19 protein-coding genes and 2 pseudogenes are annotated in these 24,226 nt (G+C 38.1%); 6 read left to right on the top strand and 15 right to left on the bottom strand.

Annotation, left to right across the window (positions count from 1 at the left end):
- Nucleotide 1: 1 nt before the first annotated feature.
- From GXK58_RS20155 to GXK58_RS20130, 6 genes are all read right to left on the bottom strand, one after another.
- Complete coding sequence (locus GXK58_RS20155; protein ID WP_160724976.1) at nt 2-751, bottom strand: response regulator transcription factor; 750 nt, start codon at nt 749-751, stop codon at nt 2-4.
- Between the two features lie 57 nt (nt 752-808).
- Entirely contained in the window at nt 809-2,656 is a 1,848-nt protein-coding gene (locus GXK58_RS20150; protein ID WP_160724975.1) for a cache domain-containing sensor histidine kinase, read from the bottom strand.
- A gap of 110 nt (nt 2,657-2,766) precedes the next feature.
- Entirely contained in the window at nt 2,767-3,804 is a 1,038-nt protein-coding gene (locus GXK58_RS20145) for a TRAP transporter substrate-binding protein (protein WP_160724974.1), read from the bottom strand.
- A 57-nt stretch (nt 3,805-3,861) separates the two neighbouring features.
- Nucleotides 3,862-5,157 (bottom strand): TRAP transporter large permease, encoded by a 1,296-nt coding sequence (locus tag GXK58_RS20140; RefSeq protein ID WP_160724973.1) that lies wholly within the window; start codon nt 5,155-5,157, stop codon nt 3,862-3,864.
- Between the two features lie 2 nt (nt 5,158-5,159).
- On the bottom strand, nt 5,160-5,657 hold the full coding sequence (locus GXK58_RS20135; protein WP_160724972.1) for a TRAP transporter small permease: 498 nt from the start codon (nt 5,655-5,657) through the stop codon (nt 5,160-5,162).
- 190 nt (nt 5,658-5,847) lie between these two features.
- Nucleotides 5,848-6,141 (bottom strand): hypothetical protein, encoded by a 294-nt coding sequence (locus tag GXK58_RS20130; protein WP_160724971.1) that lies wholly within the window; start codon nt 6,139-6,141, stop codon nt 5,848-5,850.
- Nucleotides 6,142-6,592: 451 nt separating this feature from the next.
- On the opposite strand from GXK58_RS20130, the gene GXK58_RS20125 reads away from it, so the two are divergent.
- Nucleotides 6,593-8,389: a glycosyl hydrolase family 28 protein gene (locus GXK58_RS20125; RefSeq protein WP_160724970.1), complete on the top strand. Its 1,797-nt coding sequence runs from the start codon at nt 6,593-6,595 to the stop codon at nt 8,387-8,389.
- 711 nt (nt 8,390-9,100) lie between these two features.
- Here GXK58_RS20125 and GXK58_RS20120 read toward each other — a convergent pair.
- The 7 genes and pseudogenes from GXK58_RS20120 to GXK58_RS27345 all read right to left on the bottom strand — a co-directional run.
- Nucleotides 9,101-9,703 carry an NAD(P)H-dependent oxidoreductase gene (locus GXK58_RS20120; protein ID WP_160724969.1) on the bottom strand — a complete coding sequence of 201 codons (603 nt, stop codon included), beginning with the start codon at nt 9,701-9,703 and terminating at the stop codon, nt 9,101-9,103.
- 103 nt (nt 9,704-9,806) lie between these two features.
- Complete coding sequence (locus GXK58_RS20115; protein ID WP_160724968.1) at nt 9,807-10,445, bottom strand: NAD(P)-dependent oxidoreductase; 639 nt, start codon at nt 10,443-10,445, stop codon at nt 9,807-9,809.
- Between the two features lie 215 nt (nt 10,446-10,660).
- Nucleotides 10,661-11,989, bottom strand: coding sequence for a prolyl oligopeptidase family serine peptidase (locus tag GXK58_RS20110; RefSeq protein ID WP_160724967.1), 1,329 nt, complete (start codon nt 11,987-11,989; stop codon nt 10,661-10,663).
- 160 nt (nt 11,990-12,149) lie between these two features.
- Nucleotides 12,150-13,019, bottom strand: coding sequence for an AraC family transcriptional regulator (locus tag GXK58_RS20105; RefSeq protein ID WP_160724966.1), 870 nt, complete (start codon nt 13,017-13,019; stop codon nt 12,150-12,152).
- 304 nt (nt 13,020-13,323) lie between these two features.
- Nucleotides 13,324-15,078 (bottom strand): SulP family inorganic anion transporter, encoded by a 1,755-nt coding sequence (locus GXK58_RS20100; protein WP_160724965.1) that lies wholly within the window; start codon nt 15,076-15,078, stop codon nt 13,324-13,326.
- A 490-nt stretch (nt 15,079-15,568) separates the two neighbouring features.
- A complete protein-coding gene (locus tag GXK58_RS20095) occupies nt 15,569-19,633 on the bottom strand; it encodes a glycoside hydrolase family 66 protein (RefSeq protein WP_237389729.1) in 4,065 nt (1,354 codons plus the stop codon).
- Nucleotides 19,602-19,817, bottom strand: a pseudogene (locus tag GXK58_RS27345) (3-beta hydroxysteroid dehydrogenase); the annotation flags it as partial. The pseudogene GXK58_RS27345 and the gene GXK58_RS20095, both read right to left, overlap by 32 nt.
- A 34-nt stretch (nt 19,818-19,851) precedes the next feature.
- Here GXK58_RS27345 and GXK58_RS27335 point away from each other — a divergent pair.
- Complete coding sequence (locus tag GXK58_RS27335; protein ID WP_272928167.1) at nt 19,852-20,172, top strand: MerR family DNA-binding protein; 321 nt, start codon at nt 19,852-19,854, stop codon at nt 20,170-20,172.
- Between the two features lie 191 nt (nt 20,173-20,363).
- Here the strand turns inward: GXK58_RS27335 and GXK58_RS20080 are convergent, their stop codons facing one another.
- Both GXK58_RS20080 and GXK58_RS27330 read right to left on the bottom strand, forming a co-directional pair.
- Entirely contained in the window at nt 20,364-21,227 is an 864-nt protein-coding gene (locus GXK58_RS20080; RefSeq protein WP_160724963.1) for an alpha/beta hydrolase, read from the bottom strand.
- Between the two features lie 182 nt (nt 21,228-21,409).
- Nucleotides 21,410-21,499: pseudogene (locus GXK58_RS27330) on the bottom strand (hypothetical protein); the annotation flags it as partial.
- Nucleotides 21,500-21,575: 76 nt separating this feature from the next.
- On the opposite strand from GXK58_RS27330, the gene GXK58_RS20070 reads away from it, so the two are divergent.
- The 4 genes from GXK58_RS20070 to cyoE all read left to right on the top strand — a co-directional run bounded on the left by GXK58_RS20070 (nt 21,576) and on the right by cyoE (nt 23,951).
- Nucleotides 21,576-21,890 carry an ArsR/SmtB family transcription factor gene (locus GXK58_RS20070; protein WP_160724962.1) on the top strand — a complete coding sequence of 105 codons (315 nt, stop codon included), beginning with the start codon at nt 21,576-21,578 and terminating at the stop codon, nt 21,888-21,890.
- 83 nt (nt 21,891-21,973) lie between these two features.
- Nucleotides 21,974-22,402: a DMT family transporter gene (locus GXK58_RS20065; protein WP_160724961.1), complete on the top strand. Its 429-nt coding sequence runs from the start codon at nt 21,974-21,976 to the stop codon at nt 22,400-22,402.
- Between the two features lie 12 nt (nt 22,403-22,414).
- Nucleotides 22,415-22,888 carry a DMT family transporter gene (locus GXK58_RS20060; RefSeq protein ID WP_160724960.1) on the top strand — a complete coding sequence of 158 codons (474 nt, stop codon included), beginning with the start codon at nt 22,415-22,417 and terminating at the stop codon, nt 22,886-22,888.
- Nucleotides 22,889-23,072: 184 nt separating this feature from the next.
- On the top strand, nt 23,073-23,951 hold the full coding sequence (gene cyoE / locus GXK58_RS20055; protein WP_160724959.1) for a heme o synthase: 879 nt from the start codon (nt 23,073-23,075) through the stop codon (nt 23,949-23,951).
- Nucleotides 23,952-24,226: the final 275 nt, after the last annotated feature.

Below are 24,226 nucleotides of genomic sequence, written 5' to 3'. Positions count from 1 at the left end.
ATTAATTCACGCTTACCCCCTTCCGGTATTCAGATGGAGTTACTCCATTTTTACGCTTAAACATGTTACTAAAATAGGTGATATCGGAATACCCCAGCCTGTCAGCTATTTCGCTAACTCTTAAGGAGGTCGAAACAAGCAGATGCCTTGCTTCATTCATACGGATTTCAAGTACAAAGTCTACAAAGTTTTGTTCTGTTTTGTCTTTAAATAGTTTACTTAGATAACTTGGATTCAAATTGACGTAGTTTGCAGCTTCTGTTAAAGTGACTTCACCCGGAACTTTGCTTTTGACGTAGTTGATAACTCTCTCGACAGTGGATAATTCTAATGGATCTGCCTCTTTTACCAAACTATTTGATGAGCGATCATTTTTTTTCCGGCGATGGTTCACCCAGTTTTCCAGACATTCCTTAAGTTCTTCTAACTCTACAGGCTTAAGCAGGTAATCATATATTCCTGAACGAAGGCCATGCTGTACATACTTAAAATCATCGTAACCGCTGATCATAATACAATCCGACTGATGTGCACCGTTTGAGTGCGTTTTCACAAAGGATAACCCGTCCATCACGGACATCCGTACATCTGTCATTATCAAATCAACAGCTTGTTCCTTTAAAAAATCCAAAGCTTCCAATCCATTGGAGCATTCACCAATTACCTTAAAGTTGAGCCCTGTCTTAATTATCGTGTGTCGTAGTGCAGTTCGGACCCATTTCTCGTCATCTACCAAAAGAATCGTGAACATGCTATCCCTTCCCAATAAAGCAATAATTTTTAGAAAAAACGCGACTATTATCTTTTGTTATGAATCAGCTTCCTTGATGTGCCCGATTAACGGCAGGCGGATAATTATAATGGCTCCACTTCCTTGACTGCTTTGTACACTAATGCCATACTCTTCCCCAAAAAGATGTACAATTCTTCGGTGAACATTCACCATACCGATCCCTGGGCCCCCTTCCATTACATCCTTCTGACTTAAATTTCGTCGAATTTCTTCCAACTTCTCCTGAGAAATTCCAATTCCATTATCCTGAATTTTAATTATATAAGCATCAACTGATATCTGCATCGCCGTTATACTGATTTTAGAAATTCCGCCGCAAGGTTCAATACCATGCTTAAACGAGTTCTCAACAATGGGCTGAATGGAGAATTTTGCAATCGTTTGTTTTTTCGCCCAGTCCGGTATTAAGAATTCATACTCCAATTTTTCATCAAAACGATATTTCTGAATTCGAAGGTATACATTCGTATGATGAATTTCTTCCTCCAGCAAAACGGTTTGAGAGTTATTATTTATATTATAACGTAATAACTTTGCCAATGATGCGGATATATCAGATATGTTGTCTACTCCGTACTCCAATGCCATTCCACGAACTGTTTCGAGGGAATTAAACAAAAAATGCGGATTGATTTGTGCCTGAAGTGCTTTTAGTTCAATTTCTTTTTGACGGAACAGCATTTCCGTTTCCCGAATTCTAGAAAGATAAACTTCATTGACAAGTTCATCTAAACGGATTAGCATTTTATTGAATCCCTGTGTCAACTCACCAATCTCATCTTTGGATAAGACTTTTACTTGTCCGCTAAAATCCCCTTTCTCCACTCGCTTCATCATCCCTTGCAGTCCTCTTATCGGTTTAATGATACTTCTAGATAAACCTACTCCAAGAATAGCTGCAATCAACAATGTAAAGAGAATCGTAATAAAAATAGTGTTTCTTATATAAATTGAACTTTTAATAAGTTCGTCATAAGGAATAGATGTAATGACCGTCCAGCCAAGAAACCCAGAATGGGTATACGTGAGCAAATCTTTGTCCTCTCCGTTTGTCACAAATGATCCGCTTTCCCCATGAAGGATTTTTTCCATATGTTGAAGAGAAGCTTTTTTTCCGAGATGGGAGAAGTCTGGATTATAGACATAATTCCCCTGTGAATCAACGATATACATAAATCCCGAGTGGCCAATATTTACCTGGCTGGCAATTTCCTTAAAACGCTTAAAGTTTACATCCATCACAATATAACCAATTGGCTTCAGAGTTTTCGGGCTAAACAACCTTCTGGCAATGGAAATCACATACTCGTTGTCCTCACCATCTGTAAGCATCCGTGTGAAAATAACAGGTTCAGCGGTGTCCGGCAGGATTTTTTGAAAAAATTCCGGATGAAAAGACTCTTTAGGATGAAATCGATTGTAACGGATATCGCTTGCATCGACCGTGGCTACATTATTGACTGATACAGTAATATTGGTTATATCCGACCTGGAGTAAGCTGCATTTTGCAGCATCCGCTTGACATTAGATGCCATTTCACTTGAATCAAATTCCTCTTGTGTATTCATTTGGAGAAATCGGCTGAGCGTCTGGTTGTTTAAAATTTTTAATATATCAATCTCAAAATCGCCTACATAATACTCGATATGTGTGTTTACCTGCCTTATAATTTGCCAGCTATTTGATCGTGCTTCATTTTCAAGCACTTCAACCGATTTCTTATAGGAAAAAAATCCGATAAAACCAATTGGAATAACAACAAGCAATGTTGCAAAAACAAATAACTTGCGAACCAGTGACTGATCTTTTATTAGTAGTATGCTCGTTAACCGGGCAAAAGCATGTCTTCCAAACCGTTGCATATTTCACCTTGTTCCTATGTAAAATAAAAAGGAAAGCCATGCTATAATAATAACATTCCTAGCATAGCTGTTCCTATTATTTTTCCATATAGTTCTCAAAAGGTAATAGTTTATTGTCTTGCCTGATCGATTGCATCAAGAACATCACCATATTCAGCACGATACTTATCGATTACAGGTGCAACTTTCTTCTGCCAAGGCTTAAGATCATTTACCTCAACAATTTTGACGCCAGCATCTTCAATTTTCTTCTGGGAATCTTCCTCCATTTTTTCCCACTCCGTACGTTCTGTTTCCACAGATTCTTTTGCGGCTTCTTGGATAATCTTTTTATCTGCATCGCTTAACTTATCCCAAATAGTTTTGCTAGCTAATAGAATTTCAGGCACACGCTGGTGACCGTCAAGAATCAAATTCTTCGCTACTTGGTAATGGTTAGCAGAAACATAGCTTGGTGCATTATTTTCAGCTGCATCGATAACACCTGTTTGCAGTGAGCTGAATACTTCTCCATAAGGCATTGGAGTGGCACTGCCGCCAAGTGCGGCAATTAAGTCTATGTTAATCTGGTTTTGTTGTACACGGATTTTTTGGCCTTTCAAATCATTAACGTCCTTAATAGGTTTAGTAGAATAGAAGCTGCGTGCACCAGAATCATAGTAAGCAAGGCCTTCCATTTTAGACGCTTCTAAGCTCTTTAACATTTCCTGTCCTTTTTCACCGTTTAAGAATTTCCACTCGTGTTCAGAGTTGTCAAAGATATATGGAAGACTGAATACACCCAGAGGCTTACTGAATTCACCCAACGGTCCGGCACTAACACGTGTGAACTCAACCGCTCCCAATTGAACCTGTTCAATGACTGATTTCTCGTCGCCTAACTGTCCATTAGGGAAAACGCTAATTTTAATGCGGCCATTAGATTTCTTGTTAACAAGCTCGGCAAATTTCTTATCTCCCAATACAGTTGGGTAATTATCCGGATGGGTATCAGCCAAACGGAAAGTGTATGTTTTACCTTCAGATTTTGAGCCGGAATCTCCACTGGTTTTTGCTGAATTTCCCGCTCCTGAACAGGCGGAAAGAACTAAACTTGCCCCAAGCACTGCAGTTAGCATAACGGATAATCGTTTTGGTGACTTCTTCATAATAAATCCCCTTTCAAATTAATTAATAGTTTTATAGATTAATTGTTGAATCCTTTATTAATGTCCTAGCACCTTAGGCAGCCATAATGAAATATTTGGTACATAGGTCAAAACTATTAATGCTGCCACGAGCACCAATCCAAACGGAGCCATTGCCTTGGCCGCTTTCATAATAGGGACTTCGCCGATTGCGGAGCCTATGAATAAAACCGTTCCAACTGGAGGTGTTAAAAGCCCAATCCCTAAGTTCAACATTAGAATGATACCGAAATGGACCGGATCCATCCCCATTGCAGTAACTACAGGTAGGAGGATTGGTGTCATAATCAGAATAAGCGGTGCCATATCCATGCCACATCCGAGCAGGAGCAGCAATACGTTGATTATCAATAGGATAATAACCGGATTATCAGAGATACTTAATAATCCATTTGTAACCATGTTAGGTACTTGCAGGAACGCCAGGACATAACCTAAAGCATTGGATGCTGCAATTAGGAACAATACCATGGAGACCGTCCTGAAGGTTCTGAGCAGGATGGTCCACATCCGGCTGAACGGAATTTCCTTGAAGACGAAGAAGGTAACAATAATTGCATACAAAACAGCAATTGCACCTGATTCTGAAGCGGTGAACCAGCCTGAGAATATTCCGCCCAGGATAATGACAATCGGCATAACCGAAATGATTCCATCTTTAACGACTTTAGGAACATCTTTTTTCTCAATGACAGTAGTTTGAGTGAAGCCTTGGCGGATAGCCAAAATGCGGCTGACAAACATAAGCACTGCACAAAGCAGGATTCCTGGCACTACACCAGCCATAAATAAGGTTGCAATGGATACACCGCCGGAAGCAAGAGAGTACAAAATTAAGTTATGGCTTGGCGGAACAACTACACCCTGAATAGCAGCGGCAGAAGTTAAGCCAGTTGCAAATTCTTTACTGTATCCCTTTTTCTTCATCATCGGAATCATCACTGAACCGATTGACGAAACGTCCGCGGCAGCAGAACCTGAAATATTGCCGAATAATAAACAGGCAAGAACGTTAACCATTGCTAAACCACCGCGGACACGGCCGACAGCAAGCATGGCAAAGTTAATTAGACGAGCCGCCAAACCACCCTCATTCATTAATTGCCCAGCCAGAATAAAGAACGGAATGGTTAATAATGCAAATGAATTTACTCCCTGAATCATCCGTTGTCCAACAACCTCAAGCGGCATGTTCAAATAAATCATTGTAATGACAGTGGACCCTGCCAATGTCAGCGCCACTGGAAAACGCAGCAGCAGCATGATAACAAAACTTGCTAAAAGAATGATTATGGCAATCGTTGTTTGATCCATCGTTAATGGCCACCACCTTCCATATTATGTCGTCTTGTGTCTACACCAACTAATTGCAAGAAAGCGTAAGTGATCATCATAAATCCTGTAATTGGCATAACAGCATATTCCCATGCATTTGATAATTTAGTTGCCGGTAAAGTTGAATCACCCATTAAAACAGTGAAATCCCAGCCATATTTCAACAAATACCAACCGAAAGCCATGGTAGCAAGTGATACCACTTTATCGATGACATTAATTACTGCTGGTGGTAGGTTTGCTGTAAAGGATTCAATGGCTAAATGCAATTTTTCGCGAACACCAATGGCAATTCCCATAAACGAAAACCAACACAATAATAAAAGAGTAACTTCCTCCGACCAAAACAATACAAAATTAAACAATTTTCGTGTGAAAACTTGCAGCGTTACGATGATAATCATGGCTATCAGTGAGCCTATCGCCACTTTTTCAAAAAGACTATCTATTAACAGACAAAATCGTTTTAAAGCTTTCACTACCAATTCCTCCTCCTTTTTTGATTTTTTTAAGTCCTTTTAATCATGTAAGTGCTTTCTTTTTTAATTGTAAATGCTTTCATCCCTATAGAAAACCATGCTAATTTTAGATTTTTTTATGATTTTTTTAGGTTGGTCTATTAAATCACCAAAAATCTTCATAATTTTAAAAAACGTGGATTATCAGATTTTACTTTGCATCTTTATCATCGGTTTCGCATGATGCGATAATTTCGCAATTGATGAGTGCCACATCAAAAGTTGTCGCAATACCTGTGATTCTTGCTGATCCATAAAATTTGCGGCCAAATTCTCTGGCTATTAATCTTAATTCCTCATTTTTAGGGTCTTTTTCCAATTCCGCTAAAGCGTGATAATATTTGGATTTATTTTTCAAAATGGTGGGTTTTTTATATCGAAAAAAGCCGCCAAATAAGATAAATGCTGTTAGGAATGGTGTAGCATAATAGAGTAAGTGAACCATTTTAATTTCTCCTTTTTTGTTAATGTCTTACAATGCTTTATTTTTTATTGTGGGTACACTTAGACATTTTTTTGTGGTTGATTATATTTAGTATGTTCTTAATAATAACTATCTAACAAGGGTAAAACGCAAGAACTTGTGGGGTATAGCCCTCGCCAACTAAACCTTTCCGCCCTAAATTTGTGGAAACATTTTTCAGCTGGTTTTGACTATAAATGCATGAGTAGGTAAATTTGCATATTTTATTGTATTATTCAGAAAAATGTTGAAAATAGAATAAAAAGTTAGTAGAATGTGAAGGAATAAAAAATGTTAACGTTTACAATATTATTTTTCAAAATGCACACGTTAACATTTTGAAAGGACGGTGTGGGAAAAGGAAGAAACTATGAGAAATATCTTACTCTGATATTGACTTAAATTAAGTAAATCAAAATTTGGAGGGTGTATTATGAAATTAAAGAAAAAAGCTTATTCAACTGTAGCACTATGTCTTGCTCTAGGTTGCTCTACGTTTTTCCCATATGGAACCACATTCGCTACACAAGCTTCTGCACAACAAATCTCGGTTGACAAAGAGGCACCAACAGCTCCTATTAATCTGAATGCCTATGCAACAACATATAAATCTGTAAGCCTTATCTGGGATAGATCCACTGATAACACTGGCATATCAGCCTATGATATCTATGCAGATGGTAAGTTAGTTGGAAGCTCAATACCAAATGAATATGGTATCGCCATGACCAACTTTATTGTAAAGGACTTAAAACCAAATACCATGTATAGTTTTAAAGTTGTGGCGAGAGATGCTGCAGGTAATCATTCCAACAAAAGCGCGCATGTTAATGTGAGAACTGATGTATTAGGTAAAGTATTCAATGTTAAAGATTTTGGAGCAAAAGCTGACGGTGTTACAAAAGATACAGCGGCCATTCAAGCGGCCATTGATGCCGCTTCTGCTAGTCCAAGTCCAAACAGCCTTGTCGTTCTTCCAGCAGGTACATATTATTCTGCTCCTCTAAATTTAAAAAGCAATATGACATTTGAGATTCAAAAGGATGCAACCCTCCTTGGAAGTCGTGACGTTTCTGACTATCCCGTTATTGAAGACCGTTGGGAAGGTACTACATTCCACTCTTATCAAAGCTTGATTGCCTCCCAAGGTGCTAAAAATCTTAAAGTCATCGGTGAAGGAACAGTCGATGGAAATGCAGGCCCAATTAAAGCAATGCCTTCGAACGGAGTCGATGAATTCGGTTATCCTTATAAAAAAGTAAACCTTGCTGGAACATATGACTATAACAATGGAAAATATGACCCGAACACAGATGCTAAAACAACGGTATACTTTAATATGGGATTATGGTGGGATAATCCAAAAGCTACCAATCCAGCAACTCAAACTGCCCGACCAAGATTGGTTCAATTTAAGGATTCCGAAAATGTACTTCTTCAAGGACTAAAAATTACGAATTCACCATCTTGGACCATCCAGCCTTTATACAGCAATAATGTGGTTATAGATAGTGTATATGTTGAAAACCCAGCTGTCCCAGTTGATGCACCAAACACAGATGGTGTCGATCCAGATTCTGTTGATGGGTTAAAGATCTTTGGTTCGACATTTAATGTTGGCGATGATGCAATCGCAATTAAATCCGGTAAAGATGCGGAAGGTCGTCAAATTGGAAGACCAAGCCAAAACATTGAAATCAGAAACAATATTATGAAACATGGACATGGCGGTGTAACCATCGGCAGTGAAATGTCCGGTGACGTTCGAAACGTTGTCGCTAGAGACGACATCTTTGACGGAACTGACATCGGTATTCGGATGAAAACCCTTCGCGGACGTGGTGGTACTATTGAAAATCTTACATTTGACAATATCATCATGAAGAATATTGAAGGCGATGCATTTAATATTAACTCTAACTATACATCTAATGGAGTTCCGCTTCCATACACTGGAATCATTGATGAAACAACACCTTCAATTAAAAATATTACGATTGAAAATATCACCTGTGACGGTGCCAAAGAAGCATCCTTCTTCCAAGGATTAGAAGAAAGCCCTGTTGATGGTTTAGTCATGAAAAACGTTACAGTGCATGCTGATAAAGCTTTGTATTTCCAATATGTAAAGAATATTACGCTAGAAAACGTAAACATAAACGACGGGGATATGTTCCAGCCTGGCAGCATATATGAAAATCTTCAAATTATTAATCCTTCTAATAAATAATCTTTTAATGGAACAAGTCACTGGGTTGCTCTTCCTAGTTTATGTTTAGGATGACTCCCTGTCTCTTTGATATCTCTCCAATACGTACAGATTTTTTTATAATTTTAGCTACTTATTGGAGAGTTTTCATTATTAATTTATCTACTATTATATATTTACTTTTATTCTATCGCTGGCAGTTTGTACCTTCATATTCTTTTTATCTTAATTAATTCCTAGAAGATTATTTAACAACCTTCCAAGTTGTAACAGAATCAGCGACATTTGTTCCATCGACCTTTTTAGCTGAGGCAATTATTACATTACCACTTTCATTTAGATGACACCACCCCAAACAAATCCACCTGGCTGCTGGATTCTCCCCTTACAGTAATCCTTTCCATTTACCGTTAATGTAACTTCCTTTAGGTTTGAATATACCTTTATCAGTGTAGTACTTTCTGTTCTATCGGTAATCTTCTGCTTGTTATATATACAAATTGGTCATCTCTATTCCATTGAGTTTTATAGAAATAGAATGCATCCTTCTTAACTTGTCGGTCATATGATACGATATCCTTGGTATTAATACTTGGTGAGGCTTCATTTTTACCAGCAACGCCAATGACAAATATATTCCAAACATGAGTTGCTCATAAATAAGCAAGTTATCTAATATGTTACTTATAGAAATTAAACAGGCCCCCTAATTAGGTAGGGAGCCTCAAGTAATTATTTAGTAATAGCTTGCTGCGAGAATAAAGAATGAATCTTGTCTTCAACTTCCTTTAACATACCTTTATATGCTTCTTCGTCGAGTGAACCGACACTTCCAAATAATATATGGTCTACCGGTTCAATCCCAACAAATTCAAAAATTCCAGTATCGGATGTGATCTTCAAACCAGTTGTCATTCCGATCTCATCATAATAATCTTTCGGATTGCCATGTGTATTTATGATAAGACCTTTCTTCCCTGACAACATCCTTATGATACCTTCTTCACCATATGCATAAGCGAAGCCATATGAAAAAACTCGGTCAACATATCCTTTAAGGATAGCCGGTAATCCAGCCCACCAAATTGGATATATAAAGGTAATGACATCTGCTTGAGTGATATGTTCTTGTTCCGTTTTAATATCTTTAGGAGTCTCTCCAGCTTTCATTGCCGACGTATCTTCTGGTTTAAGTACGGGTTGAAAATTAAGTGCATACAAATCACGCACAACGACTTCGTGACCATTATTCTTCAATGCATTTACTGTTGTTTCCAAAATAGCGTGATTTAGACTTTCTGGGTGTGAGTGTGCATATATAATAAGATGTTTCATTTAGAACTACCTCCATAGATTAGTTTTAATTATTTCAACTTTTAATAGTGTACAACGCTTTTATAAAGCTATTCGAATACTTTATAGGTACGATCCTTTTAAATTATTCTGCTTCGCCAACGACAGAAAAACGTTCATTATTATGTTGAGGATTTTCGATTTCATCTAAAACAGCGATAGCGTAATCGGAATAACTGATATAGCTCTCACCTTTTGAATTAAGGATTAATTGGTCTTTCCCCTTTCGGTAAGAACCTGTTCGTTTACCTTCTGGATTAAAGAATGCTGCTGGACTAATATAAGTCCATTGAATACCTTCTGTGTCTTGTAGCTCCTTAAGGTTTTTCATCATGTTAGATGCAGTCGGCAAGTAGGCTTCAGGAAAATCTGGAGTTTCTAGTAGTCTCACTGTTTTTGCTTCATCTACAAATAAACTTCCTGCACCTCCAACAACGACTAACCTTGTCTGTGGAGCACCTTTAAGAGCTGAAATTAATACTTTGCCAGCCTCTACATGTTGATGTTCATGTCCTCGTGCATTAAATGCATTTACTACTACATCAAAATTTTTTATATCCTCGGATTTTAAGTCAAAAATGTTCTTTTCGAGAACGGCAACATGTTCATTTTGCACCTTTGATGCATCTCTTACAATCGCAGTAACGTCATGAGCTCTTTCTACAGCTTCTTTTAAGATAAGCTTTCCTGCCTTACCAGTGGCGCCGATAATACCAATATTCATTTATAGTCCTCATTTCTTTTTGATGTAACAATTTCGATTACCTGTAATCATTTTAATTACATGTTTGGATTTTGTCAATACACTAGAAGCATCCAAGTTATTTTCCCTTATTTTTCGAATTTATTTACCATGTAATTAATTAATTACACGGTGAATAATGAATACGGATAAAAATTAAAAATGCCCCGGCATTATAAGCTAGGGCATTAAATATCTTACTTATCCAATGATTGACCCGCCAGCCATTCCATCAGCGTGGTGGTTTTACCATCAATACTCTTTGAGACCTCATTATTGTACACATAGATCCAGGACCAGTGTCCATCATATTCATATGGTGTACCGTCTGCTTTTTTGTATAGCCCTGTAGTATCGACCACTTTATCGAACAGGGACATATGGACATCTTTCGCTCCAGCCTCAATCAGTCGGCTGTAGGTTGGAACAACATACTTATTAACAGGCACTGTTGTATCTGTTTTAGCTGCAACAAACCAGATGGGAAGGTCCTTCATACTCTGAATTTGTTCGTCCGTAATAAGAGAATCCTTTAACGCCTCGCAAGTCGGGAATGCGGCCGCAAAGTACTCCGGATTATCACGGATCATCAACATCGTCATATAGCCCCCATTTGAATCTCCACCAATAAGAATCCGATTAGGGTCAATGTCTTTATTGTTTTTCACATAGTCTTTTATCAGTGACATGAGCGCATCTTCATATTTTGACGTTCCGTCGCCGAATCCGGTGAATCCGTCCATCCAGAGGGTCGGAGTCTGCGGAGCCAGCACATACGCTCCGTCAAAATAGGATTGAATTTCTTCGGACGCAAAGTTAGCTGCCTTATTACCGGAAATCGGAACCGTCGGATTTGTACCGCCTTCACCCATGCCGTGAAGCCAAATGATTAACGGATTCTTATGATTGTCCTTTGCCGGTGTATAATCTGCATAGGTTAACGTCACATCATCGTAGGTTTCTTTTCCGGTTCCGAAATCATCTACCAGTTCTCTTACTCCGCCAGTAAAAGTGTCAGCAACCAATCCCGAAATCTTTCCTGCTGGTGTAAGAATGTCTTTTTGCTGGGTAATCGTATAATCACTGTCAACCCAGTCATTTAAAAATGTACCCAAATCGAAGTTCATTGGTGACCCCAAGGTATCAGCCGGGCCAATTTCCATTTCCAGCACGGCATATTTTCCGGTTTTCACCGCAGGGTTCCCTTGTTTGTCCGCTACATAAGCTTTGATGACTTTACGATTTCCTTCCCCCAAAAAAGGATTGGCCTGCCTGCTGTCACTTCTTTGCACATGAACATTGAATGTATCAGTAGTTACAGAATTTACAGGTACTGGTCTCCCTAAATCGACAATCACCTTCGTAATGGCTGGTCCCCAGTCTTCTATTTCAGTAACCGTCTGATAGGATGCTGGCTGAGTTTTGACCTCCTTGGCTTGCACTCCTGCACTGAACGAAAGGGTGGTACCCGCCGCTAAAGTACATAGCAATGCTATTTTCGCGTGTTTCTTGAATCCCTTTAACATGTTTCCTTACCTCCTGATGTTTATAGATTGCATGCTTTTCACGAAAGCACTTACATCTATTTTAAAAGAATGCCTTCGCTCAAATCCCGTCGATTGTTAGCCTATTTATGGTCAAATCTTGACCATTAAAAAAATCAAGATCGCAAGAATTCAAGTGCTTTCAATTTCGGTTGTATTTTTGTTCTTTTCGATATTGAGAGGGCGTAAACTGATAGATGCTCTTGAAGACTCGATTATACGACTTTTCACTCGGAAACCCATGGTTTAAGGCAATCTGCATGATTGGATGATCGGTATTCATCAATTCAGGAAACGATTTTTCCAGACGGATTGCATTTATGTAGTTCAGTAGCGTCATCCCCGTATGCTTCATAAAAAAGCGCGACAGATACTCTGGTGATAAATTAAATTGATTTGATAGCAGATCCAGGGATAAATTTTGCTGATAGTTTTCTTTGATAAAATTTGTAATCATGGTCAGCCGTTCGAGATATTTACGGGTTGTGATCCTGCTGCTGCTCTTTTTATGTATTTTAAAATGCTTTAACAGGAGATAGATTAGCTCATAGGTTAAGCTTGTTACTTTTATTGAAGCTAAAGGGTTGTTTTCAGAGTCAAGATAGGCATTAATGAGAGCATTCAAATTCTCTCGCAGCATAGTAAACTCTTTATTTTCCGAACTGTTTTGCCTATTAATTGAAATACAGTCAAACTCCACCTGGTCCATATCAGGATAAACGGCCTTAATAAATTCGATGGGAATAAAGAGCGAGATAGCCTTTCTGTTCTGTCCCCGGTTGACCGAAAAGGAATGGATGGCATTGGAGTTGATAACAACAATATCTCCTTCGCTTGATTCATACTCCTTCCCATCAATATAGATATTGTCGATCTTCCCTGAAAGAACATAGGAAATTTCAACACTCTCATGCCAATGCCTTGGGATAAATGTCTGATGATCTGACGTATGTATGATCATTTTAATAGGCAATTCTTCATGGAGTTTGATTAACTCATAGCTGTATTCCATTACCGTTCCTCCGTTATTTTTATTCTCATTAATTTAAATCATACGAATAAAATAAGGAACAGTCATGAGTCTTGGTAACTAGTATTTAGGCTGCACCAGCTGGCGTCCGATTGATATCGTGAGCGCCGCTCAAGAGAGATCTAGAAAAAGGGAGATTAATTGAAACATATTCGTTATAGCTACCGCTTTCCCTTGATGAAATATTAATAAACTATAAAAGAGCGCAAAATAATCCTATAAAGGTAGTATTTTGCGCTCTAGTTTTTAACCATGGTTACTTTATCTGTATCGAAAGATATTCGACTTAAATTAACCCTAGATCACGTTTGGTTTTTCTTTTCACTTTAGGATTTGATTCTTCTTTTGAGAGGGTTGAACACTCTGCAAAAGAAAAATGCTTACATCCTTTACATTGCTTTACATCCAGTTTTGAGAGAGCATGATTGATAGCAGCACCTGTATGGGCAAAGAAATTTTCCTCACCTGCCAATTGATAAAAACTTGTTTTCTTAAATAAATCTTCCAACTGTGGCTGAATACCAGAAAATATTACTTGCTGATGATTTTCTTTGGATTTTTTCACAAGATTCACTAGTAGCGCCTCCCCGGAGGAATCCACGATGGAAACTTTACTCATCCTTAACAGAAGCACTCTTGGTTCTAAACGCAGAATTTCATCCATTTCCTCCTCAAACTGCTCGGTGGTGCCAAAGAATAATGGACCTTCCACTGTGTAAATATTTATTTGCGGGCAGTTTGAACCGTGCTTCACCATTTCAGGTTTTACCAGTTTATCGTTTGGATCCGGTAAAACTTTTGATACTTTTAACGTACTGCTTATTCGGATGACAAAAACGAGGAGAGCTAAAATCAGACCAGTTCCAACGCCTGTAGTTAAATCTATTAATACGGTTAGTATAAAAGTAGAGACTAACACAAGAGAATCCATTGTTTTTAATTGTAAGACATGGGCAAATTCCTTGCGCTCACTCATATTCCAAGCGACAAACATAAGGATGGGAGCCATACTGGCCAACGGAATAGCAGAGGCATATGGTGCTAATATCACTATCACCAATACTACGACTACCCCATGTATGACACCCGAAACAGGTGAGAAGGCCCCGTTTTTAATATTCGTTGCCGTTCGTGCAATCGCTCCAGTGGCAGGAATTCCTCCAAATAATGGGGTTATAATATTGGCAAGTCCCTGTCCAATCAACTCTTTGTTACTGTTATGCTTACTGCCGGATAGGTTGTCTGCTACTAATGCAGATAATAAAGATTCTATCCCACCAAGCATAGCAATGACCAAGGCAGCAGGAAGCAGTTCAATCACTACATTGATCGTTAATTCAGGGAACTGAAATTTTGGCAATTCATTTGGAATGGCTCCATAAGTTGAACCGATGGTTGCTACCTGATTGGGAAAGAACATTGTAGCCACAACAGTGGAAACCATTAAACCTAACAAAGCACCTGGAATTTTTGGCAAATATTTTGGTGCTAATATAACAATTGCTAAACATATACTTGCTGTTAAAATACTGTATAGATTGATTGTATTTAAATTCATAAAAATTTCTTTCATATTCAAATGAAAGGCTTCTTCTTTTTTTAAGTTTTCTAGCCCAAGGAAATTGGCAATCTGACCAGAAAAGATAATCACCGCAATTCCAGCTGTAAAGCCGATTACTACAGGGCGAGGGATGAATTTTATATACCTTCCTAATTTAAACACGCCCATAAGAAGAATTAAAATCCCTGCCATGAAGCCTGCAACTAACAGCTTTTCATATCCAAATTGGATCACAACACCTAATAAAACCGGAACAAAGGCTCCAGTCGGGCCAGCAATTTGAAATCTAGAACCTCCAAAAAGAGAAACAAGAATACCAGCAATGGCTGATGTATAGAGTCCATACTCTGGCCTTACTCCTGAAGCAATCGCGAAAGCCATTGCTAAAGGAATCGCAACAATCCCAACCACTAACCCGGCAATCAAATCTTTTTGCAGAGAACGTAAACTGTATCCAGAAAACCTATTAGCTGAAACCATTTATTACATCCTTCCATTTGAATATTGTATAGTTCTTCACAAAGATAAAGCTAATTTTCAGCGCAAAAATGTTTTAAACCTTTACTGTTCGTTTATAAGCCTTTAAAACGAAAAATCATATTTGTAAAAAACCTCCTTCAAAGAATTTTTTCTTACCACCAGGAATCAAAATAGAAAAGAGTTTCGTGTTGTTCTATAAAATCCAAGTTATCTCTTTCCATGTAGAGATACGCTTTATGGGAAGAAGGGTTTCGCTATTTTTGATTTTTGATACATTTATACCAAATTATTCCTGTTAATTTTAGGGAAATGGTCCAAGAAGTTGTTAAAGAGGGTAAGAAATATAGTAAATTTTCGGGGGATAGAAAGTTTTATGAAAATCTATATTATTTTTATTAAGAGATTTGCTATTTGGAAACCGAGGACTGCTATAGGAAAGAATAGAGTGAGATTTATACATTCCAAATAATCTCACTCTAAAAATAACAACCTATTTTATTTTGTCTGTTTTTTTATTTTCAAGCCCGTCGCGGTCGATGACAATCATCTCCCAGTATTCCAAACTTGGAAGAGTGATAACTAACTCATCTTTCTCCCATTTATACTGAATTTCCTTTAACTGTCCCTGGTTGGCATCCGGACTATCCGAATAAACCTTTAAGTCAGGCAGTTCTTCTTGGCTCATTCCTATTGGGTATCGTACCGTTAATTCTTGTTGCTTAATTGGCTTTGATGCTGCATTTCTCCAGTTGGAATCATTATTTAATAGATTAATGAGATGAACTACGTCATAGTCCTCAAAACCATTATTCTTGTTTTCCCTAACAATTGACCAAATTGTATTTTTTTCTCCATCTCTGCTGACTTTTAGTGGCTGGCCTTTCTCTTCGACCTTTATCATCCGATCCGTCTCTTTACTATCAAAAAGAAGATTTTCGTAGGCAGCAAAAAACTTATAATAATCCTTCATAGATTCCTTTAGAGATTGACTCATTTTTTTACTGCGATTCGGATAATATTCATGTGCCAGCATATTAGGTCCTTCATCATATTTCTCAGCTGTACCCATTTCAATATGGGTCGCACCCATTGCCGCAAGTCCCGCATCCATTAAACGTACCGATGGTTCATCAAATAGTCCGACGGTCATAAGACGTAAATTAATAGAACCCTTTTGATTATCATCCTGTTTCAAAGTGATCTTATGTTTCCCTGAATCTAAACCTGGTAATACCACATATCCGTCTTCACTATAGGTATCTATATTTTTTGTACTATTAAATGCGACCGTATACGGATTCCCTTTGTCATCTAACACTGGTTTTCCATCTACATAGATTGTTCTTACAGTGTCAGCTCCTGCATTAGAATAAGTAAAAATAAAACTAGTTTCTCCTTTTTCCTTTAAATCTACGTCAAAAGTAACTTCATCCCCTGCATGTCCGAAATTTACTAACGTGTCTTTATAGATTTGCATCGGCGGCAGAGAATCGGTAGATTCCGCATGATACTTTTTACTTCCGATTTGTAAATAATCCAGCTTCACTCCATCATCATCAAGGTTTTCAACTTTAATGGTGATTTTATTTTTTCCTTCTTTTAAAGGAACTTCCGTCATGGCTTGATTTTTCCAATTATTACTGTAAGCAAAATCAATGTTATCCATTTTCTCATTATTTACGTAAACAGAACGCTTGGCTGTTCTTTTTGATGCAGAGTCATTGTTATATCTCCATACAAAATCATGCTTCCCTGCAGCTGGTACATTTACATCAAAGGTCAGAAAGTCCCCGTCTCCGTTAAAGTCATCTACATAACCCACTGATGTGGTGATTCCATGACCTTCTGGAGCAAAAGCTGCTTCTTCGACTTGATATTCCTCATCTCCAACCAGCAAACTATCTAAATTGATATACTCGCCATTTGAAGCCAGTTCAAATACCACCTTGTGCTCACCGGCAGGTACCGTTGCTTTGATGGACTTTTCCACCATCGCACCATCCCAGCCGCCCGGTGTGCTGGCAAAAATATTCTCAGAAACGGTTTTCCCATCCACATATGAGTTATTTTCTGGTATTAATTTTCCATCGACATAAATATTTACCCTTGGATTATTACCGGTACGATATTTAAACCGGAGAGTATCGGTTTCTTTTTCGTTATGAACGGTAAAGATGGCCCGTTGACCTGCCTGACCAAAATTATCGGTTTTTCCAGGAGTTATATAAATACTGTTCGTTCTAGCCTCAACAGGACTCCATCCTAGATCGGTTTTTTCTGCATCAATTACTAGATTGTTAACTTCCAACTGATCCACTTCAATTCCTTTTTCAGTGGTTTGATCTTCCATCTTCAATTGAATCTCATTCGTTCCTTTATAAAGATAGATGGGTACCTCAACCTTGTTCCAGCCATCATTTGTTTGATCAAAGTGAACGATTCCCGCTTTTTTTGCATTTACTAGAAGACTGCGTTCTGTTTCCGCTCCAGCATTTTTATAAGTAATGGAGATTGGTAACTCTTTAGACTCATCTGAATCCACTTTGAAAGACAGATAATCTCCCTGCTGTTTAAAGTTACTAATTTGATTACTTGCTGTTTCTATTATTGGCTTCTGAGCAGGTTCCCAGCCAACCATTGATTTTTCCGCTTGATAGCGAGAATCCCCTATCTTAAGATAATCTACGTTAGCGCCTGTATCATTTACCTTTTCTACCTTTAATACTACTTTATTTTCTCCTGCTTTTAACGGCACTTGAATGGCTTCGGAATCATCAAATGTCTCCCAGCTTCCAGTTGGTTCTAATTTTATAGAATTAGATATTAGCTCATTATTCACATACAGATGACGATTGACCGCAGTTGATCCTACACTATAGCCAAATTGAATGGGATAAGTTCCAGCCTGGGCCGCCTTGACTGTAAACTCGATATAATCTCCATCTATCTCAAAGTTTTCCACATGTCCAATTTTATCAACTTTACAACTGATTAATTCTGCATCTTCAGCTTCATATTCTTTTTGAAACGAATCGTTCTTAACAACCATACTATCTACGTTTAGCCACAGATTGTTGGTGTTAAGCTGAAGCTTAATTTTATTGGTTCCTTTTTCTAAGTGCAGTGATAAATTCTTATTGGCAACTGGATTTCCCCAACCTGTTTTTTCATTGAAAGTAATGGCATTCTCTACAAGTTGGTTATTAACAGATAACTTCCCTTCTGGACTTGCGTCATTATCATGTCCATATTTGAGATCCACATTGTAGGTTCCTGCTTCCGGAACATCCACTGTCCAAATAATTTGATCCTCGTCTTGTCTGCCGAAGTCCCCTACCCAGCCCGGGACTTTTTGAATACTAGAGGAAAATTGCTCCGCTTTCGGAATGCCTTTCAGATTTGCAGCCTCATAGTGAATTCCCGTTGCCTGTTTATAATTCATATATCCTGCAATAACTACAGCTTTACCTCCATTTGTCTTACGAGTATCTTCTACTACTTTAACTAGATCACGATAGTTGTCCTTGTCCTGCCAAATTTCACTATAATCAAAATCCGTGTTAGTCGTTGGCTTAGGGACATCCTTGTAGCCTTCATTTCCTCCAACCATGTTAAAGGTAACAAAATCCTTCTTACTATTATTTTTCACAAGAGAGTCTTTAACCGAATTAATTAGAGAATCATAGTCCTTGGAAAAATAACGTTTTTCACCTTTGTAGTCATATAAATAATCATTATCATTTGCACCCCATTGATCAAGATGCATTCCGTCAAAGCCAAATTCGTTTACGCTTCTGGTAAACTGCTTGTTAATATAATTTTGCCAAGATGGATTGCCTGGGTCCTGAAGATAAAGGCCTGTATTAGCCCAGTCAAAGATAAAACCTTCCTGATCCTGTTGAGAAGGATTGGGAAACTGGGCATTCTTCCGATACAATCCCCATTCTTTTTTCACACCAAAATCCTGATAATTTTCCCTTCCTGCGTAGTTCATTTGATAAGCCATTGCGGCAGCATTATATTTTTGAGCTGCTTGAACCTGTTGCTTTATGGTCAGCGGAAACAACTTACGCCCTAATAAATCATTGTAAGCTGTACTCGGACCGATTTCCTCTGTTATAAAGTTTCCGTCTTTGTCTAAAATTGGTTTCCCATCACTGTCTGTTTTGGAATACACCGATACATCGTGGCGCCACATCCAATCATAAAATTGGAATCCGTTTAAATAATATTCCTGTGTAAGCTGCTTCATCTTTTTATCGCTTTCAGCTGCTGTCTCCTTAGGAAACTCCGTCGTATATCCGTAACGTGGATATTGAGTCCAATCACTGGAAACATCAATCGCAGCGGTTAGCGTTTGATTGGATCCCTCGACTGATGCTTTTACCAGATAACCGCGGAAGTCATCAGTAGGTGGTGTCCAGACGATTTCCAATCCCTTTACATCTTTTTTAACCTGAATATTTTTCTTTCCTTCCGCTACTTTCTCATTTAAATGATAGACTTCCAAGTTAAGAGTGCCTTTCCACTGCGAGGCGATAAAGATTTGCAGCATCAAGTCGGTGTACTGCCGGCCAGCGGTTAGACCCATCGCCGATGTAGTCAGAAACACCCTTGTCACGTGCAATGTTGATCAAATTTGGCACAAAGCCCTTGTCACCCTTGCCATGAACGGATGGAGCAAGCGAAACGATTGATGACCGCACCCCACGCTTTGATAAAGCTAACACCGCGTTATTCGCCCACACCATTCGTTATTATGAAAAGGAAGGATTGTTTGACAGTCGGCATGTCCGTCGGGACGAAAATAACTATCGTAATTATTCAGACGAGATTATAGAACGCCTGAAACTTATAAAGAAGTTTCAGGGCGTGGGTTGTTCTCTTTCTGAACTGAAGGAAATCTTGCTGGATCATGATGCAAATACTCGTACTAATGAACAAGTGATTGAATGGATTTCCCAAAAGATTAGCGAGATTGAACGTAAGTGGGATGAATATGATCAAATGCTTAGTACTCTTAAGTTGATGTTGGAATACAGGATGGCATTGAAGAATGACACACAAAAGGCTCATTCTTTGTTAAGAGGTTGATATACTGAGTAAATCGTACATTGGCATGACTACAAAATTTAATCACATTGAATATACCTTTCCGTTTTATCGTGATGCCAATTTAAAAAGAACCCCTCAGGGTTCATTTTATATTTTCACTCTACATTCTAAAGAAGCAATGATTAAGCTCGGATTCAGTATTCTTACATTTTAGAAAATACAAATACTATCTAAATGAAAATACCTGATTTTTGGTTAGGCAATTTTTCGCTTTCAATTCTGGATTTGATTGTTTGTAATATATCCAACAATTGTTGGTTAGCGTACGTGTGCGAATGTGTTCCTTCATTTTCAACATACCGATGCTTGATGTCATTCTCTTCGAGGTACGCATGGAATGAGCGGTTCGCCTCGATCAGGAAATCGTTCTTACCACAATACAGGACCAATTCCGGATTTGGTCCTTCGGCTGCGTTCATTCGCAGCGCCAGAGATTTCAAATCGTTAGCCGAACCATCAAAATCCTCTCTCTTACCGAAAAAGAGCTCTCTTCTCCCTGCTAGTGCGTCCACGCCGTTTACCTCAGGTGTGTCAAAAAAGTCGCCTACCGCTCCAGAAATGGAAAATACGCCCCCGAATCGATCTGGAAAATGGAAGGCTGTTTTCAACGCACCGAAGCCCCCCATTGAAAATCCGGCTACGAACTGATTTTCCCTTCTTGATGAGATGTGAAGAAGCGCTTCTACTCTCTCCGGCAATTCCTTGGAAATGTAAGTCCAATAGTTCCCGTAAGGTGAATCGGTGTAAAAGCTGTTACTTGCTCCCGGCATCACGACTACCAAAGGGACGTTTACATCCCATTTCACCATGTGCTCTATCTGGGTGTATCTCATTAACAAACTATTACCTTCGCTGTATCCGTGAAGCAAGTATAAAATCGGCCAGCCGCCTTCGGGTGGCGGACCTTCAGGCACAAGAATATCGACACACACCTGATGTCCCAATGAAGTGGATAGAAACTCGGTTTTCAAATAATTCATTCTCATCACCCCGTCATAATGCTTGGAAGAAGAGGAAAAATTTTCTACAGCCATCGAACTCTCGTATTGGATTCATGTATGCCCGCCTTTGTAGGTTAAAGTGTCCCCGATTGAGATGCACATGTCCATGAACTCCCTCTTCTTATTAAAGAATAAATGAATGAAAGGGGTTCCACTACTACAAATCCGACTTGTTTTTTTATATTTTTAGACTTTTTTAACCTGCATATTAATTTTTTGTAATACCCACAAACAACCTGTCCGACTGCTTTCGCTGCCACTAAAAGGGCATCTTCATCAATATCGATTTTGGGATGATGATTAAATTAAGGCTTTTCAACCCCTTTTGATACTATAATTCTCAAAATTGACATATCGAAAAAATTCGATATACTTTAAAACATGGAACCAATCGATGTATTTAAGGCGTTATCCAACGAAACTCGACTTAACATTTTACAGTGGCTGAAGGAACCAGAGAAGCATTTCCCAAAACAAGGCGCTCACCTGCCAAAGGAGGTAAGTTTAAAAGGGGGAGTATGTGTAGGGGATATTCAAGAAAAGGCTAAAGTTTCTCAATCTACGGTTTCACACTACTTAAATATCTTGCAAAAAGCGGGTCTGCTTGAATCTGTTCGTTATGGGCAATGGACTTATTATAGGCGGAACGAAGAAGTCATTCTTCAGTTAGCTGAATACTTTAAAACAGAAATCTAGGATGGTTATTTCTGTTTTTTTAACGCATTATATCGAATATTCTAGATATATAATTAAATGGATTTAAGGAGGTTTTTAATCTAATGCGTTACTTATCATACATCCTAGCATTATTAGCAGGGTCAGCGCTTAGTTTTGAAGGAGCAATCTACGGTGAACTAGGAAAAACAATAGGACAGTTAGAAACTAGTTTTTATAACTTCTTTATGGGTTCGATCATCATGGGGTTATTATGGATATTTTTTGGAAAAGGTAAACTTTCCTATGCGGTTGAAGCACCTAAATGGTCTCTGCTTGGTGGAGTCTTAGGGGTTGTATACTTAACGGCTATTGTGATTAGCGTTCCTTTTGTTGGTGTTGGAATATCAATGGTTGCTGTAATAATTGGTCAATTGGTCATGAGTATGGTTATAGAACATTATGGTTGGCTTGGCAGTAAGCAAACAAGAATTAATAAAGAAAAAGTATTTGCAGTTATTTCAATGATGATTGCACTTATTTTGATATACTAGGAGGTCTAACCAATGAATATATTAATGATTCTCTTCACCTTAATAGGTGGTATTACATTAAGTGCACAATCATCTATCAATGGAACATTTAGCCGAAAAGCTGGAACAATTGAAACTACCCTTTTAACTTTTTTAACTGGTTTAATGTTTCTTACCATTATTATTCTTTTTTTTGGACAAGGCAATGTACTAGGGATACTAGAAGCACCTAAATGGCAGTTAAGTGCCGCATTTCTAGGCACTATGTACCTGCTTCTCACTGTCATAGCTGTTCCAAGAATCGGAGTCATAGCCACCAATATTGCTGGTATTATTGGTCAGCTTGTAGTTGGTATGCTTATTGATCATTTCGGCTGGTTTAATAGTTTAGTAATATCCCTAGATTGGAAACGTTCTGTGGCCCTGCTATTTATGGTTATTGCTATTTATTTCATCTACAAAGGAAATAAACGCTCGAACGAGGAAACCAAATCGCAACCATTCTAATAGTTATAAACGCTGCAAACCTAAAAGAGCTTGCAGCATTTTTTAATGAGATATTTTTGTATCTTGCAACAGAACTTGAAGTGGTATTAGAATTTCAAAAATAAACCATGAGCATTCAATGCATAATTATGTTAAAATAAATAGTCCTTTAGATAGAAAGAGAGAGGAAGAGATATTAATTCATATGCAAACTAAAACACCTCAGAATTTATTTAAAAACCTAATCAGCCTCATTAAAGGGAAAGTCTTTGTGATCAATGTACTTCCTGTGCTGGCAGGATATTTTTTATCTTCGCATATTAATCATGTTCCACTTGCTGAACATATTGGCTCTTTCTTTGTGACATTAATAGGAAGTGCCTTGGTCATTGCTGGTGCTTTAATGTTGAATAATTGGTATGAAGCCGATTTAGATAAACTTATGGAGCGGACTAAAAATAGACCGAGTGCTACTGGAGAGTTCAGTAAGAAGTTTGTTTTAACTTTAGGGATTACAACAAGCATAATAGGCTTTTTAATATTGTTTTTTACTAATGCCGAAGTGTTTTTATTTTCATTCATTGGCTGGCTTTTTTATGTGGTCTTGTACACATTTTGGAGCAAACAAAAATACTCATGGAACACGATTCTTGGTGCCATATCAGGATGCGTAACACCGTTAATCGGATGGTCTGTGTTATCTAGCAGTTTTCAACTTATTCCTATGATGATGGCCCTCATCGTCTTCATTTGGCAAATGCCCCATACTTATTCCATCGCCATACGAAGATTTGATGACTACAAACGGGCAGGCTTCGCCATGTTACCTGTTGTATCAGGCATCAAGAAAACGAAGATCCACATTTTATTTTATCTAATCTGTTTGATTCCGATGCCATTCTTTATGAAATCTCTTGGTTTGTCTTTCATCGGATTTATGACACTTCTAACTATCGGATGGATAGCTTTATCTATAAGCGGATTTGCTGCACAAAACGAAGAACATTGGGCGAAAAGGATGTTTAGATACTCCGTTATTCATATGATGTTATTTCTTATATCTATTATCGTTTTGTCCATTTAAAAAGAACCCTTGAGCCAGGGTTCTTTTTATTTCTCGACTCTATATCCTAAATGAAGCAAATAGGCAATCCTCATGTTAAGAGGATTGCCTTTTAATTGTCTCTAAATCTAATACATTCCCCTGTTTCAAAATCTTTCATTTAAATGTCTAAAGAATGATGACGTTTGTCCAAACCATGGTTGTCTTAAGACAATATAATAAACTGTACTTATCATGTAAACCAAAATAAAACTGGTGAAGCTAAATCCTTCATAATAAAACAGAAAGGATACGGT

Origin of the sequence: Bacillus sp. USDA818B3_A (genome assembly GCF_009928415.1) — a bacterium.
Classification (GTDB): Bacteria; Bacillota; Bacilli; order Bacillales; family Cytobacillaceae; genus Neobacillus.
The sequence above is the reverse complement of the archived record's forward strand: the minus strand, read 5'-3'. Positions and strand labels throughout refer to the sequence as shown.

What these genes read in the sequence shown, in the direction of transcription:
- GXK58_RS20105 (WP_160724966.1), bottom strand. Translation starts at nt 13,019, where the DNA reads ATGGAATACAGCTATGAGTTAATCAAACTCCATGAAGAATTGCCTATT.
- GXK58_RS20140 (WP_160724973.1), bottom strand. Translation starts at nt 5,157, where the DNA reads ATGGATCAAACAACGATTGCCATAATCATTCTTTTAGCAAGTTTTGTT.
- GXK58_RS20080 (WP_160724963.1), bottom strand. Translation starts at nt 21,227, where the DNA reads ATGGCTGTAGAAAATTTTTCCTCTTCTTCCAAGCATTATGACGGGGTG.
- GXK58_RS20070 (WP_160724962.1), top strand. Translation starts at nt 21,576, where the DNA reads ATGGAACCAATCGATGTATTTAAGGCGTTATCCAACGAAACTCGACTT.
- GXK58_RS20155 (WP_160724976.1), bottom strand. Translation starts at nt 751, where the DNA reads ATGTTCACGATTCTTTTGGTAGATGACGAGAAATGGGTCCGAACTGCA.
- GXK58_RS20130 (WP_160724971.1), bottom strand. Translation starts at nt 6,141, where the DNA reads ATGGTTCACTTACTCTATTATGCTACACCATTCCTAACAGCATTTATC.
- GXK58_RS20065 (WP_160724961.1), top strand. Translation starts at nt 21,974, where the DNA reads ATGCGTTACTTATCATACATCCTAGCATTATTAGCAGGGTCAGCGCTT.
- GXK58_RS20150 (WP_160724975.1), bottom strand. Translation starts at nt 2,656, where the DNA reads ATGCAACGGTTTGGAAGACATGCTTTTGCCCGGTTAACGAGCATACTA.
- GXK58_RS20095 (WP_237389729.1), bottom strand. Translation starts at nt 19,633, where the DNA reads ATGCTGCAAATCTTTATCGCCTCGCAGTGGAAAGGCACTCTTAACTTG.
- GXK58_RS20125 (WP_160724970.1), top strand. Translation starts at nt 6,593, where the DNA reads ATGAAATTAAAGAAAAAAGCTTATTCAACTGTAGCACTATGTCTTGCT.
- GXK58_RS20100 (WP_160724965.1), bottom strand. Translation starts at nt 15,078, where the DNA reads ATGGTTTCAGCTAATAGGTTTTCTGGATACAGTTTACGTTCTCTGCAA.
- GXK58_RS20060 (WP_160724960.1), top strand. Translation starts at nt 22,415, where the DNA reads ATGAATATATTAATGATTCTCTTCACCTTAATAGGTGGTATTACATTA.
- GXK58_RS20110 (WP_160724967.1), bottom strand. Translation starts at nt 11,989, where the DNA reads ATGTTAAAGGGATTCAAGAAACACGCGAAAATAGCATTGCTATGTACT.
- GXK58_RS20115 (WP_160724968.1), bottom strand. Translation starts at nt 10,445, where the DNA reads ATGAATATTGGTATTATCGGCGCCACTGGTAAGGCAGGAAAGCTTATC.
- GXK58_RS20145 (WP_160724974.1), bottom strand. Translation starts at nt 3,804, where the DNA reads ATGAAGAAGTCACCAAAACGATTATCCGTTATGCTAACTGCAGTGCTT.
- GXK58_RS20120 (WP_160724969.1), bottom strand. Translation starts at nt 9,703, where the DNA reads ATGAAACATCTTATTATATATGCACACTCACACCCAGAAAGTCTAAAT.
- cyoE (WP_160724959.1), top strand. Translation starts at nt 23,073, where the DNA reads ATGCAAACTAAAACACCTCAGAATTTATTTAAAAACCTAATCAGCCTC.